This window comes from Ramlibacter sp. AN1133 (assembly GCF_037890035.1).
Taxonomy (GTDB): Bacteria; Pseudomonadota; Gammaproteobacteria; order Burkholderiales; family Burkholderiaceae_C; genus Ramlibacter.
In genome coordinates this window covers 38010-50478 of sequence record NZ_JBBKTQ010000036.1, presented here as the reverse complement: position 1 = coordinate 50478, position 12469 = coordinate 38010, and the positions used below count along the sequence as shown (strand labels likewise).

The window sequence follows — 12469 nt, the reverse complement described above, 5'->3', positions numbered from 1 at the left end:
GGGGCGGGGGGGGGCCGCTCCCGAGGCCTGGTGGCCCTTCAGTGCCCCCCTCCCAGCCTCCCCCCGGAGGGGGGAGGAGCGAAGCCAGCCGCCCCCGACGGCGCACGAGCGAAGCCGGCCGCCCCCGACGGCGCACGAGCGAAGCCGGCCACGCCGACAGCGCAAGAGCCACTCCAAAGAAAAAGGCCGGCGGAGCCGGCCTCGGGAAGTGCAGGCAGGGCCTTGCTTACTTCACGTGCTTGCCGATCAGGCCAGCCATTTCGAACATCGACACCTGGCCCTTGCCGAACAGCGTGCGCAGCTTGTCGTCGGCATTGACCATGCGCTTGTTTTCGGTGTCCTGCAGCTTGTTCTTCTTGATGTAGGCCCACAGCTTGCTCACGATCTCCGTGCGGGGCAGCGGGTTGTTGCCCACGACCGCGGCCAGCGACGCGTCGGGCGTCAGCGGCTTCATGAACGCGGCGTTCGGGGTGCGCTTCTTCGCGGGGGCCTTCTTGGCGGCAGCCTTCTTGGCCGGGGCCGCCTTCTTCGCCGCCGGCGCCTTCTTGGCGGGGGCGGCCTTCTTCGCAGTTGCCTTCTTGGCCGGAGCGGCCTTCTTCGCGGCCGGCGCCTTCTTCGCCGCGGCCTTCTTGGCCGGAGCCGCCTTCTTCGCCGGCGCCTTCTTCGCCGTCGCTTTCTTCGCAGTTGCCATGTTCGATTTCCTTCTAGAAGTTGATTGAACCGTGCCAGTGAAAACTGCACTCGCTGGCAGTGCGGATGCTAATGGAGAACGAGGTCGCATCCAAGGGAAAAACGGGTTTTTTCATTGGGAGATGTTGCTTTTTCATCCGCGCGAACAACGCGTTTCTCCTCTGGAGAAGCCCTGCGGGCGCAGGCGCGCAGCTCGATTTCTCCTCTGGAGAGCGCGTTTGCATCCTCACGCAGCGCGGCAAGAAGCGCGATCAACATCGCGCCGCCACAGGGGATTTCTCCTCGAGAGCGAGGTGACTCAGCGCCTGCGCGCGCCGCCCGCAGGGGCCGTCGCGAGCAGCACGCCCGCGAGCGCGGCGACGAAGGCCAGCAACTGCATCGTACCGAGCGGCTCGCCGAGCACCAGCACGCCCACGAGTGCCGCGGAGACGGGCAGCATCGCGGTGAACACGCCCGCCTGCGCCGCCGGGACGACCTTCAGGCCCGTCATCCAGAGCCACACCGTCCAGATGCTCGCGGCGAGCGCGTAGAACACGAGCAGCAGCCACGAGCCGACGCCGACGCCGTGGAAGTCGAAGCGCAGCGCCGTGTAGAGGCCGAAGGGCGTGACCAGCGCGAAGCCCCAGAGGTTGATCAGCGCCGTGATGCGCTTGGGGCCCAGCACTCCCGTCAGCGCCTTGCCGATGACCGCATACGAGGCTTCGCAGACCACCGCGCCCAGCACCAGCAGGTTGCCGAGCCACGCGGAATCGCCCGCCGCAACGGTGCCGGCTTCCTTGCCGAGCGCCAGCAGGCCGATGCCCAGCGCCGCGCAGGCGATGGCCGTCCACGTGCGGCCGGAGATCGGCTCGCGCAGGAAGACGCGGCTCAGGAGCGCCACCGTGGCGGGGATGGCGGCCATGATCACGCCGGCCGAGACGGCGCTGGTCAGGCTCACGCCCCACAGCATGCACAGCGAGAACAGGAAGTTGCCGAGGAAGGATTCGAGGAACAGCAGCCGGCGCGTGCGGGGCGTGAGGGGCGCTTCGCTGGCCGGCTTCTTCAGCCAGTGCAGCATCGCGAGGCCGCCGATGCCGAAGCGCAGCCACGCGAGCAGGAACACGGGAATCGCCGCGGCGAGCGGCTTCGACAGCGCCACGTAGCTGCCCACCAGCGACATGCTGAGCGCGAGGCAGGCGTACGCGAGGGGCCGGCTGGGGACGAAGCTCATCGACAATGGCGCGAAAAATGCGCCGCATCATGCCTGAAGCCCCCGAACGCCACGTCTTCGTCTACGGCACCCTGCGCCGCGGCGGCCGCAACGACATCAACCGGCTCGCGCCCGCACCCGGCTACGTGGGCATGGGCGAGGTGCGCGGCGTGCTGTACCACCTGGACTGGTACCCGGGGCTCACCCTCGGCGGCGAGGAAGCGGTCACGGTGGTCGGCGAGGTGTACCGCATCACGCCGGAACTGGAAGCGATCCTCGACGGCATCGAGCAGATCGTGCCGGGGGCCGACAGCGAGTACTTCAAGCGCGAGGTCGAGATCGCGGTGGAGGGGCGTGGCATCACGTGCCTCGTGTACGAGATCAATCCCCTGCACGTGCGCGATCGCCGGCCGATCGGCCACGGCGACTGGATCGTTTTTCACCACGGTTGATTTTGTTTCGCATCGCGGAATCTGCGGTTTGTGCACCGCCGCAAAATTTCTCAATACAAGAAAGAGGATTCCGCATAGAGAAACGTGCAACGTAACCCGTTGATAAGGCTCATGAAAATATTTAGTCTTGTATAAGACACAAGAGCCACACGAAGTCTTCTACAAGACTTAAAGTTCATTCCAACGCGGCACGAAACACCGCCCTCGATTCCGAACCACCACCACCGACCCTTCTGGAGTGAACATGAGCAACTGGACCCACCTGACCCGCGAACAGCAGATCGCCCAGCTCGAAAAGGACTGGGCGGAGAACCCCCGCTGGAAGGGCATCAAGCGCAGCTACAGCGCCGCCGACGTGGTGAAGCTGCGCGGTTCGCTGGCCATCGAGCACACGCTGGCCAAGCGCGGCGCCGAGAAGCTCTGGAGCCTGATCAACACCGAGCCGTTCGTGAACACGCTCGGCGCGCTGACCGGCAACCAGGCGATGCAGCAGGTCAAGGCCGGCCTCAAGGGCATCTACCTCTCCGGCTGGCAGGTGGCGGGTGATGCCAACAGCAACGGCGAGATGTACCCCGACCAGTCGCTGTACTCGGTGGACTCCGTGCCGAAGGTGGTCAAGAAGATCAACAACACCTTCATGCGCGCCGACCAGATCCAGTGGAGCGAGGGCAAGGGTCCCGGCGACGAGGGCTACGTGGACTACTTCGCGCCCATCGTGGCCGACGCGGAAGCCGGCTTCGGCGGCGTGCTCAACGCCTTCGAGCTGATGAAGGCCATGATCGAGGCCGGCGCCGCCGGCGTGCACTTCGAGGACCAGCTCGCCTCGGTGAAGAAGTGCGGCCACATGGGCGGCAAGGTGCTGGTGCCCACCCGCGAGGCGGTGGCCAAGCTGGTGGCGGCGCGCCTGGCGGCCGACGTGATGGGCACGCCCACCATCCTGCTGGCCCGCACCGACGCCGAAGCGGCCGACCTGGTGACCAGCGACGTGGACCCGATCGACCAGCCCTTCTGCACCGGCGAGCGCACGGTGGAAGGTTTCTACCGCACGAGGAAGGGCTTCGACCAGGCGGTGAGCCGCGGCCTGGCCTACGCCGAGGTGGCCGACCTGATCTGGTGCGAGACCGGCACGCCGGACCTGAAGTTCGCCAAGGACTTCGCCGACGCGATCCACGCCAAGTTCCCGGGCAAGCTGCTGGCCTACAACTGCTCGCCGTCCTTCAACTGGCGCAAGAACCTGGACGACGCCACCATCGCCAAGTTCCAGAAGGAGCTGGGCGCGATGGGCTACAAGTTCCAGTTCATCACGCTGGCGGGCTTCCACAGCCTCAACTACGGCATGTTCGAGCTGGCCTACGGCTACGCCCGCAGCGGCATGACGGCCTTCGTGGAGATGCAGCAGAAGGAGTTCGCCGCCGCCGACAAGGGCTTCACCGCGGTGAAGCACCAGCGCGAGGTGGGCACGGGCTACTTCGACGCGGTGACCACGACGATCGAGGCCAACGCCTCCACGGCGGCCCTGAAGGGCTCGACCGAGGACGAGCAGTTCTTCGACGACCACGGCCACGGCGAGCAGCGCAAGGCGGCCTGACGGCCAAAGCCGATACCCCGCGCAGGCGGGGGCGAAGCGTCACCCCCGCGCAGGCGGGGGCCCGGAGAGCCCCGCAACGCGGGGCTTTTCTTCTTCAGCCCTGGGTCCCCGCCTGCGCGGGGACGACGGACAGGGCGACACAGCGGCCCGATCTGCCAAGTACTGCACACCCAGGGCAGGGCAAGCCCTTTTGCCATGGCCGCGCTTGCCCTTTACAGTGGAGTCCCGAGCAAGGAGGGCTGGCCATGGCTGGATCCACAGAGGAAAAGACGGGCATCTTCAACCTGCGCGACCTGGGCGGCGCCCGCTGCCCCGAATGCGGCGGCACAGGGCAACTGCGCATCGACAGCGAGAACATCAACGAGCACTTCGAGGTCGAGAAGCAGACCGTGATCACGGAATGCCCGCACTGCGCGGGCACGGGCTTCGTCGCCGCCGCGGGTTAGAATTGGCCATCCTGCGAGCAACAAGAGCGAGAAAGGCACCCTGGTTATGACACCGCGAACTACCCCGGAAGGTTTTTCCGCCCTGTAGAGGCGGCGTAGTCGCGCATCCAGAGTTGCTCCATTCCAACCGAAAGCGCGGCTGTCCCCGCGCTTTTTTGTTGCCCGAAAGCCCGAAAGACTTCTTCACATGATCCGGATCACGCTCCCCGACGGCTCGCAGCGCCAGTACGACCAGCCCGTCACGGTGGCCGACGTCGCCGCCTCCATCGGCCCCGGCCTCGCCAAGGCCGCCATCGCCGGCAAGGTCGACGGCAAGGTCGTCGACACGGCCTTCACGATCCCCGACGGCGCCAGGGTCGCCATCCTCACGCCCAAGGACCCGGAAGGCCTGGACGTGATCCGCCATTCCACGGCGCACCTGCTGGCCTACGCGGTCAAGGACCTGTTCCCGGACGCGCAGGTCACGATCGGACCGGTCATCGAGAACGGCTTCTACTACGACTTCGCGTACAAGCGCCCCTTCACGCCGGAGGACCTGGCCGCCATCGAAAAGCGCATGACGGAGATCGCCGCCAGGGACGAGCCGGTCACGCGCCGCGTGCTGCCGCGCGACGAGGCGGTGAAGCACTTCAAGGAGATGGGCGAGAACTACAAGGCGGAGATCATCGGCAGCATTCCGGCCGGCGAGGATGTCTCGCTCTACGCCGAGGGCAGGTTCGAGGACCTGTGCCGCGGCCCGCACGTGCCTTCCACGGGCAAGCTCAAGTTCTTCAAGCTCATGAAGGTGGCCGGCGCCTACTGGCGCGGCGACCACCGCAACGAGATGCTGCAGCGGGTCTACGGCACGGCCTGGGCCTCGAAGGAGGAACTGCAGCAGTACCTGACGATGCTGGAGGAGGCCGAGCGGCGCGACCACCGCAAGCTGGGCCGCGAGCTGGACCTGTTCCACCTGGAAGAGGTTTCCCCCGGCGTCGTGTTCTGGCATCCGAAAGGCTGGGCCATCTGGCAGGCCGTGGAGCAGTACATGCGGCAGGTCTACCGCGACAACGGCTACCTGGAGGTCAAGGGCCCCCAGATCCTGGACAAGTCGCTGTGGGAGAAGACGGGCCACTGGGACAAGTACCGCGAGAACATGTTCGTCACGGAGTCGGAGAAGCGCGAGTACGCGCTCAAGCCGATGAACTGCCCCGGCCACGTCCTGATCTTCAAGCAGGGCGTCAAGAGCTACCGGGACCTGCCGCTGCGCTACGGCGAGTTCGGCCAGTGCCACCGCAACGAGCCCTCCGGCGGCCTGCACGGGATCATGCGGGTGCGCGGCTTCACGCAGGACGACGGGCACATCTTCTGCACGGAAGACCACATCCTGCCGGAGTGCGAGGAATTCACGCGCGTGCTGCACCGGGTGTACAAGGATTTCGGCTTCACGGAGATCATCTACAAGGTCGCGACGCGGCCGGAAGCCCGGATCGGCTCCGACGAGCTCTGGGACAAGGCGGAACAGGCGCTGATGGAGTCGCTGCGCCGCTCAGGCTGCGAATTCACGATCTCGCCCGGCGACGGCGCCTTCTACGGCCCCAAGATCGAGTACACGCTCAAGGACGCGATCGGCCGCCAGTGGCAGGTCGGCACGATGCAGGTCGACTTCAACCTGACGACGCGGCTGGACGCCGAGTACGTGGGCGAGGACGGCGCCCGCCACCGGCCGGTGGTGCTGCACCGGGCCATCGTCGGCAGCCTCGAGCGTTTCATCGGCATCCTGATCGAGCAGCACGCCGGCGCGCTGCCCGTCTGGCTGGCCCCGGTGCAGGCGATCGTGCTGAACATCACGGACGGGCAGTCCGATTACGTCAATGAAGTGGCCAAATCGCTGAGGAATCAAGGGCTTAGGGTGGCGACGGATCTGCGCAACGAGAAGATCACGTATAAAATACGCGAGCATTCGCTGCAGAAGCCGCCCTATCTCCTCGTCGTCGGCGAGAAAGAGAAGGCGGCCGGTGCCGTTGCAGTGCGCGCCCGGGGCAACAAGGACCTCGGCGTGATGCCCCTCGCGGAATTCTCGCAAAGGATCGCGGCGGACATCGCCAGCAAGGTCTGATTCTTCATCGAATCGCGCCGCCGCTGGCGCCAGCTGCGGCGGCTTTGCTACATTTTTTGTAGCCTTATTGAATTGAAGGATCCGGACCATCGCTACTGATTTTCGTGACCGCCGCCAGCGTGAGGAACGCAAGCACCGCCTGAACCGGGAGATCATGGCTCCCGAAGTCCGCCTGAGCGGACCCAACAACGAGCCCCTGGGCATCGTGAGCCTGCAGGAAGCCCTGCGAATGGCCGGCGAGGCAGACGTCGACCTGGTAGAAATTGCCGCCACTGCCAATCCGCCGGTCTGCCGGCTGATGGACTACGGCAAGTTCAAGTACCAGGAACAGAAGAAGGCCGCGGAAGCCAAGTCCAAGCAGACGGTCATCGAGATCAAGGAAGTCAAGTTCCGGCCCGGCACCGACGATGGCGACTACAACATCAAGTTGCGCAACATCCGTCGCTTCCTGGCCGAAGGCGACAAGTGCAAGATCACGCTGCGCTTCCGGGGCCGCGAGATCACGCACCAGGAAATCGGCATGGCGCTGCTGCAGCGCATCCGGGACGACCTCGGGGACACCATCCTCGTCGAGCAGTTCCCCAAGCTGGAAGGCCGGCAGATGATCATGATGATCGCGCCCGGCAAGAAGAAGGTGGCGGTGGCTCCCAAGCCCGCCTCCGAAGCCGCCGGTTCGCCGGCGACGACGACGGGTTAAGAGGATTCAAAGCCACGACGGTTGGTCGCCGCCGTGGCGGTGAAGGGAAGGCTTTCGGGTCTTTCCGGGAGCCTGCGGGCTCCGCGGGTGGAGAGCGCGAGCTCGCCATCCACAAGTGGCTCGGGGCCATCAAGGCACGGATCCTGTTCCGTGACGCCTCACGAGCACAACGACAGAAGGAGCATGAACATGCCCAAGATGAAGACCAAGAGCGGCGCGAAGAAGCGCTTTCGCGTGCGCCCGGGCGGGACGGTCAAGCGTGCCCAGGCCTTCAAGCGTCACATCCTGACGAAGAAGTCCACCAAGAACAAGCGCCACCTGCGCGGCCCGACTGCCGTCCATGAGACCAACATGGGTCACATGGCGCAGATGCTGCCGTTCGCCGGCCTGTAATCACCAGACGAAGAAGGAGAACACACAATGCCTCGCGTCAAACGTGGTGTAACGGCTCGCGCCCGTCACAAGAAGGTCCTCGCCCTCGCCAAGGGCTTCCGCGGCCGCCGCGGCAACGTCTTCCGCATCGCCAAGGAGGCGGTGATGAAGGCGGGGCAATATGCCTACCGCGACCGCCGTGCCAAGAAGCGCGTCTTCCGCCAGCTGTGGATTGCCCGTATCAACGCCGCCGCGCGTGCGAACGGGCTGACGTACAGCCAGTTCGCCAACGGGATCCGCAAGGCGGGCATCGACATCGACCGCAAGGTCCTGGCCGATATCGCCTACCACGACCCGGCGGCGTTCACCGGCATCGTGAACCAGGTGAAGGCCAAGCTGGCTGCCTGAGTTTCGCGTGGGCGCCGCCTCGGCGGCGTCCGGTGCAACCCACGAAACAGGGCCAGGGCCGCAAGGAACCTGGTCCTGTTTTTTTCTTTCAGGACCATGCAGGAATTCGATTCGATCGTCGCGGGCGCGCGGGCAGCGTTCGGCCAGGCGGGCACCCCCGCGGAGCTGGAGAACGCCAAGGCGCAGTTCATCGGCAAGTCCGGCCGCATCACCGAGCTGATGAAGGGCCTGGGCGCGCTCTCCGTGCAGGAGAAGAAGTCGCGCGGCGCTGCGATCAACCAGGCCAAGCAGGCGATCGAGGCGGCGCTCGCCGACCGGCGCCAGGCGCTGGCCGACGCCGAACTCGAGGCGCAACTCAAGGCCGAGGCGTTGGACGTCTCGCTGCCCGGGCGCATGCGCGAGCCCGGCGGCCTGCATCCCGTGTCGCTCACCATGGAGCGCATCGAGCAGATCTTCGCTTCCATGGGCTTCGACGTGGCCGACGGCCCCGAGATCGAGAGCGACTGGCACAGCTTCACCTCGCTGAACAACCCGCCCAACCACCCGGCGCGCTCGATGCAGGACACGTTCTACGTGGACATCGACGGCGACGACGGCATCCCCTACAACCTGCGCCCGCACACCTCGCCGATGCAGGTGCGCTACGCCCACGCCCACATCAAGCGCTACCAGGAAGCAGTGGCGCGCGGCGACGTGATGCCGGAGATCCGAGTCATCGCGCCCGGCCGCACCTACCGCGTCGACAGCGACGCGACCCATTCGCCCATGTTCCACCAGTGCGAAGGCCTGTGGCTGGGCGAGAACGTGAGCTTCAAGGACCTGAAGGTCGTCTTCACCGACTTCTGCCGCACCTTCTTCGAAAGCGACGACCTCGCGCTGCGCTTCCGCCCGAGCTTCTTCCCGTTCACGGAGCCGTCGGCCGAGATCGACATCCAGTTCCAGAGCGGGCCGCTGGCCGGCCGCTGGCTGGAGGTGGCCGGCTCCGGCCAGGTGCACCCGCAGGTCGTGCGCAACATGGGGCTGGACCCCGAGCGCCACATCGGCTTCGCCTTCGGCATGGGCCCGGACCGCCTGACCATGCTGCGCTACGGCGTGAACGACCTGCGCCTGTTCTTCGACGGCGACATCCGCTTCCTGAAGCAATTCCGATAAGTCATGCAATTCCCCGAATCCTGGCTGCGCGCGTACTGCAACCCGCCGCTCGCCACGCAACAGATCGCCGACACCCTCACCATGGGCGGCATGGAGGTGGAGGAGCTGCGCCCGGTCGCGCCGCCCTTCACGAAGGTGGTCGTGGGCGAGATCAGGCAAGCCGTGCAGCACCCCAACGCCGACCGCCTGCGCGTGTGCCAGGTGGACGTGGGGCAGGGCGCGCTGCTGAACGTCGTGTGCGGCGCGCCCAATGCGCGCCCCGGCATCCGCGTGCCGACGGCGCTGGTGGGCGCCGAGCTGCCCCCGGGCGAGGACGGCCAGCCCTTCGTGATCAAGCTGGGCAAGCTGCGCGGTGTCGAGAGCCAGGGCATGCTGTGCTCGGCGCGCGAGCTCAAGCTGTCCGAGGACCACGCGGGCCTGCTGGAGCTGGATGCGGCCCACGCGCCCATCGGCGCCGACATCCGCGAGGTGCTGCAGCTCGACGACCACGTGTTCACGCTCAAGCTCACGCCCAACCTGGCGCACGCGCTGTCGGTGTACGGCGTGGCGCGCGAGCTCTCCGCCCTCACCGGCGCGCCTCTGAAGGAACCGACCTTCGAGCCGGTGCAGCCGACGCACGACGCGAAGCTGAAGGTCAAGGTCAGCGCGCCCGACCTGTGCGGGCGCTTTTCCGGCCGCGTGATCCGCAACGTCAACACGAAGGCGCAGACGCCGCAGTGGATGGTCGACCGCCTCGCGCGCTGCGGCCAGCGCAGCGTGACGGCGCTGGTGGACATCTCGAACTACGTCATGTTCGAGTTCGGCCGGCCCTCGCACATCTTCGACTTCGACAAGATCCACGGCGCGCTCGACGTGCGCTGGGGCCGCGCCGGCGAGCAGCTGAAGCTCCTGAACGGCAACACGATCGAGGTGGACGAGAAGGTGGGCGTGATCGCGGACGACCGCGAAGTCGAATCGCTGGCCGGCATCATGGGCGGCGACGCCACCGCCGTTTCCGACGAAACGAAGAACGTGTACGTCGAAGCCGCCTTCTGGTGGCCCGAGGCGGTGCAGGGGCGCTCGCGCCGCTACAACTTCTCCACCGATGCCGGCCACCGCTTCGAGCGCGGCGTCGATTCGAGCCAGACCGTCGAACACATCGAGTACCTCACGCGCCTGGTGCAGGAGATCTGCGGCGGCGAGGCCGGCCCCATGGACGACCAGCAGGTCAAGCTGCCGCAGCGCCAGCCGGTGCGGCTGCGCGTCGCGCGCGCGGCCAAGGTGATCGGCATGCCGGTGACCGAGGCGCAGTGCCTCGATGCCTTCGCGCGGCTGCGCCTGCCGGCGCAGGCCGAAGCCGGCACGATCACTGTCACCCCGCCGCCCTACCGCTTCGACCTCGCGATCGAGGAGGACCTGATCGAGGAGGTCACGCGGATCATCGGCTACAACGCGCTGCCCACCACGGCGCCGCTGGCGCCGATCACCGCGAAGCTGCCGCCGGAGGGACGGCGCAGCCGCAATGCGCTGCGCCGCCTGCTCGCCGGCCTGGGCTACCAGGAGACGATCAACTTCAGCTTCGTCGAGGAGCACTGGGAGAAGGATCTCGCCGGCAACGCCGATCCGATCCGGCTGCTCAACCCGATCGCCAGCCAGATGAGCGTGATGCGCTCGTCCCTCGTCGGCTCGCTGCTGCAGGCGCTGAAGTTCAACCTCGATCGCAAGGCCGAACGCGTGCGGGTGTTCGAGCTCGGGCGCGTGTTCGTGCGCGACGCCTCGGTGCAGACCACCGACACCACCGTGCGGGGCGTGCGCCAGCCGATGAAGGTGGCGGGCCTCGCCTACGGCGACCCCGATGGCCTGCAGTGGGGCCGCAAGGCCACGCACGGGGACTTCTACGACGTGAAGGGTGACGTGCAGGCGCTGCTCGCGCCGCTGCAGGCGCAGTACGCACCGGCGCAGCATCCCGCGCTGCATCCGGGCCGCTGTGCCTCCATCCGCATCGACGGCCGCGAAGTCGGCTTCGTGGGCGAACTGCATCCGCGCTGGCGGCAGCAGTGGGAGCTGCCGCATGCGCCGCTGGTGTTCGAGCTTGACCTCGACGCCGTCACGGCGCGCCGCGTGCCGCAGTTCGAGCCGGTGCCGCGCTTCCAGCCGGCCGAGCGCGACATCGCCGTGATCGTCGGCGAGAAGGTCACGCACGACCAATTGCTGTCCGCGATCCGGTCCGCCGACACGGGCGGCCTGTTGCGTGACGCATTCCTGTTCGATGTGTACAAGCCGCAGCAGGCGAGCGCCGGTCTCGCGCTGAACGAGAAAAGCCTGGCCGTTCGCTTGACGCTCGCGCGCAGCGACGCCACACTGACCGACGAGCAGATCGAGGCTGCCGTGCGCGCGGTGGTGGAGCGGGTCACCACGCAGCTCGGGGGCCGACTGAGGGGATGACGATGTCCGATCTCGCGACAACAACAGCGCTCATGCAGCAAGAGGACGTGATGGAGTTTGCCGTCGAAAGCCTGGAAACCCCCGCGTTGACCAAGGCGCAGCTGGCCGAACTCCTGTTCGAGCAGATCGGGCTGAACAAGCGCGAGTCGAAGGACATGATCGACGCCTTCTTCGACCTGATCTCCGGCAGCCTCGTCGAGGGCCAGGACGTGAAGATCTCCGGCTTCGGCAACTTCCAGATCCGCACCAAGGCGCCGCGCCCCGGGCGCAACCCGCGCACCGGCGAAGCCATCCCGATCGAGGCGCGCCGCGTCGTGACCTTCCACGCCAGCCACAAGCTCAAGGAACAGATCCAGGGCAACGGCGGCGGCGGCGCCTGAGCGCCGGGTTACAGGAAACACCCAAAAACCAACGCCGGCGTGTAAGCCGCCGCTGCCCGGCTTTGCATCGCGCAGCCCTTAGAGTACTCTAGGAGCTTTCTCTCCTAGTAGATTGATTTCAATGGAGAAAGCCCTCCCGGCGATCCCCGCCAAGCGCTACTTCACGATCGGCGAGGTCAGCGAGCTGTGTGGCGTCAAGCCGCACGTGCTCCGTTATTGGGAGCAGGAGTTCACGCAGCTGCGGCCCATGAAGCGCCGCGGCAACCGCCGCTACTACCAGCACCACGAGGTGCTGATGATCCGGCGCATCCGCGACCTGCTGTACGACCAGGGTTTCACGATCAGCGGCGCGCGCAACAAGCTGCAGGAGATCGTGCAGACCGAGCGCGACAAGCGCCGCGCGGGCGAGGTCATGCTCGAAGGCGTGGAGGAGGTCGAGGTCGAGGATTCCGGCTTCGGCGAGAGCCAGTTCGAGGATGCCCCGCCGGAGGAGCGCGACGGGTTCGCCCAGCAACTGCAGCTGCTGCGGCGCGAACTGTTCGAAATCCGCGACTTGCTCAGCTCGATTCACTGAGG

14 protein-coding genes are annotated in these 12469 nt (G+C 66.7%); 11 read left to right on the top strand and 3 right to left on the bottom strand.

Translation table 11 applies throughout. The features are described 5' to 3' along the window. Positions 1 to 226 precede the first annotated feature (226 nt). The 3 genes from WG923_RS28525 to WG923_RS28515 all read right to left on the bottom strand — a co-directional run bounded on the left by WG923_RS28525 (position 227) and on the right by WG923_RS28515 (position 1900). Positions 227 to 691, bottom strand: a complete 465-nt coding sequence (locus WG923_RS28525) for an SWIB/MDM2 domain-containing protein (RefSeq protein ID WP_340354419.1) — start codon at positions 689 to 691, stop codon at positions 227 to 229. A 68-nt stretch (positions 692 to 759) separates the two neighbouring features. Next, positions 760 to 948, bottom strand: coding sequence for a hypothetical protein (locus tag WG923_RS28520; protein ID WP_340354418.1), 189 nt, complete (start codon positions 946 to 948; stop codon positions 760 to 762). 40 nt (positions 949 to 988) lie between these two features. Further along, complete coding sequence (locus WG923_RS28515) at positions 989 to 1900, bottom strand: DMT family transporter (RefSeq protein ID WP_340354417.1); 912 nt, start codon at positions 1898 to 1900, stop codon at positions 989 to 991. A 29-nt stretch (positions 1901 to 1929) separates the two neighbouring features. Here WG923_RS28515 and WG923_RS28510 point away from each other — a divergent pair, with 29 nt between their 5' ends. The 11 genes from WG923_RS28510 (at position 1930) to WG923_RS28460 (ending at position 12467) form a co-directional block, all read left to right on the top strand. Then, a complete protein-coding gene (locus WG923_RS28510; protein ID WP_340354416.1) occupies positions 1930 to 2331 on the top strand; it encodes a gamma-glutamylcyclotransferase family protein in 402 nt (133 codons plus the stop codon). Positions 2332 to 2593: 262 nt separating this feature from the next. Further along, positions 2594 to 3919 (top strand): isocitrate lyase, encoded by a 1326-nt coding sequence (gene aceA / locus WG923_RS28505; protein WP_340354423.1) that lies wholly within the window; start codon positions 2594 to 2596, stop codon positions 3917 to 3919. 245 nt (positions 3920 to 4164) lie between these two features. Then, on the top strand, positions 4165 to 4365 hold the full coding sequence (locus WG923_RS28500; protein WP_340354415.1) for a hypothetical protein: 201 nt from the start codon (positions 4165 to 4167) through the stop codon (positions 4363 to 4365). A gap of 187 nt (positions 4366 to 4552) precedes the next feature. Beyond that, entirely contained in the window at positions 4553 to 6460 is a 1908-nt protein-coding gene (gene thrS / locus WG923_RS28495) for a threonine--tRNA ligase (protein ID WP_340354414.1), read from the top strand. A gap of 79 nt (positions 6461 to 6539) precedes the next feature. Beyond that, positions 6540 to 7157, top strand: a complete 618-nt coding sequence (gene infC / locus WG923_RS28490; protein ID WP_340354422.1) for a translation initiation factor IF-3 — start codon at positions 6540 to 6542, stop codon at positions 7155 to 7157. Positions 7158 to 7346: 189 nt separating this feature from the next. Next, positions 7347 to 7550 (top strand): 50S ribosomal protein L35, encoded by a 204-nt coding sequence (gene rpmI, locus WG923_RS28485; RefSeq protein ID WP_201672507.1) that lies wholly within the window; start codon positions 7347 to 7349, stop codon positions 7548 to 7550. 27 nt (positions 7551 to 7577) lie between these two features. Beyond that, on the top strand, positions 7578 to 7937 hold the full coding sequence (gene rplT / locus WG923_RS28480) for a 50S ribosomal protein L20 (protein WP_171557186.1): 360 nt from the start codon (positions 7578 to 7580) through the stop codon (positions 7935 to 7937). A 96-nt stretch (positions 7938 to 8033) separates the two neighbouring features. Beyond that, the gene (gene pheS / locus WG923_RS28475; protein WP_340354413.1) at positions 8034 to 9089 is read left to right on the top strand and encodes a phenylalanine--tRNA ligase subunit alpha; all 1056 of its coding nucleotides are present in this window, start codon (positions 8034 to 8036) and stop codon (positions 9087 to 9089) included. A 3-nt stretch (positions 9090 to 9092) separates the two neighbouring features. Beyond that, on the top strand, positions 9093 to 11513 hold the full coding sequence (pheT, locus tag WG923_RS28470; protein WP_340354412.1) for a phenylalanine--tRNA ligase subunit beta: 2421 nt from the start codon (positions 9093 to 9095) through the stop codon (positions 11511 to 11513). 50 nt (positions 11514 to 11563) lie between these two features. Then, complete coding sequence (locus WG923_RS28465) at positions 11564 to 11893, top strand: integration host factor subunit alpha (protein ID WP_340354421.1); 330 nt, start codon at positions 11564 to 11566, stop codon at positions 11891 to 11893. A gap of 121 nt (positions 11894 to 12014) precedes the next feature. Further along, a complete protein-coding gene (locus tag WG923_RS28460; protein WP_340354411.1) occupies positions 12015 to 12467 on the top strand; it encodes a MerR family transcriptional regulator in 453 nt (150 codons plus the stop codon). Positions 12468 to 12469 lie beyond the last annotated feature (2 nt).

Coding starts and splice junctions, on each gene's coding strand:
- rpmI (WP_201672507.1), top strand. CDS start 7,347: ATGCCCAAGATGAAGACCAAGAGCGGCGCGAAGAAGCGCTTTCGCGTG.
- WG923_RS28520 (WP_340354418.1), bottom strand. CDS start 948: ATGTTGATCGCGCTTCTTGCCGCGCTGCGTGAGGATGCAAACGCGCTC.
- WG923_RS28525 (WP_340354419.1), bottom strand. CDS start 691: ATGGCAACTGCGAAGAAAGCGACGGCGAAGAAGGCGCCGGCGAAGAAG.
- pheS (WP_340354413.1), top strand. CDS start 8,034: ATGCAGGAATTCGATTCGATCGTCGCGGGCGCGCGGGCAGCGTTCGGC.
- WG923_RS28460 (WP_340354411.1), top strand. CDS start 12,015: ATGGAGAAAGCCCTCCCGGCGATCCCCGCCAAGCGCTACTTCACGATC.
- WG923_RS28500 (WP_340354415.1), top strand. CDS start 4,165: ATGGCTGGATCCACAGAGGAAAAGACGGGCATCTTCAACCTGCGCGAC.
- WG923_RS28515 (WP_340354417.1), bottom strand. CDS start 1,900: ATGAGCTTCGTCCCCAGCCGGCCCCTCGCGTACGCCTGCCTCGCGCTC.
- WG923_RS28510 (WP_340354416.1), top strand. CDS start 1,930: ATGCCTGAAGCCCCCGAACGCCACGTCTTCGTCTACGGCACCCTGCGC.
- WG923_RS28465 (WP_340354421.1), top strand. CDS start 11,564: ATGGAGTTTGCCGTCGAAAGCCTGGAAACCCCCGCGTTGACCAAGGCG.
- thrS (WP_340354414.1), top strand. CDS start 4,553: ATGATCCGGATCACGCTCCCCGACGGCTCGCAGCGCCAGTACGACCAG.
- pheT (WP_340354412.1), top strand. CDS start 9,093: ATGCAATTCCCCGAATCCTGGCTGCGCGCGTACTGCAACCCGCCGCTC.
- rplT (WP_171557186.1), top strand. CDS start 7,578: ATGCCTCGCGTCAAACGTGGTGTAACGGCTCGCGCCCGTCACAAGAAG.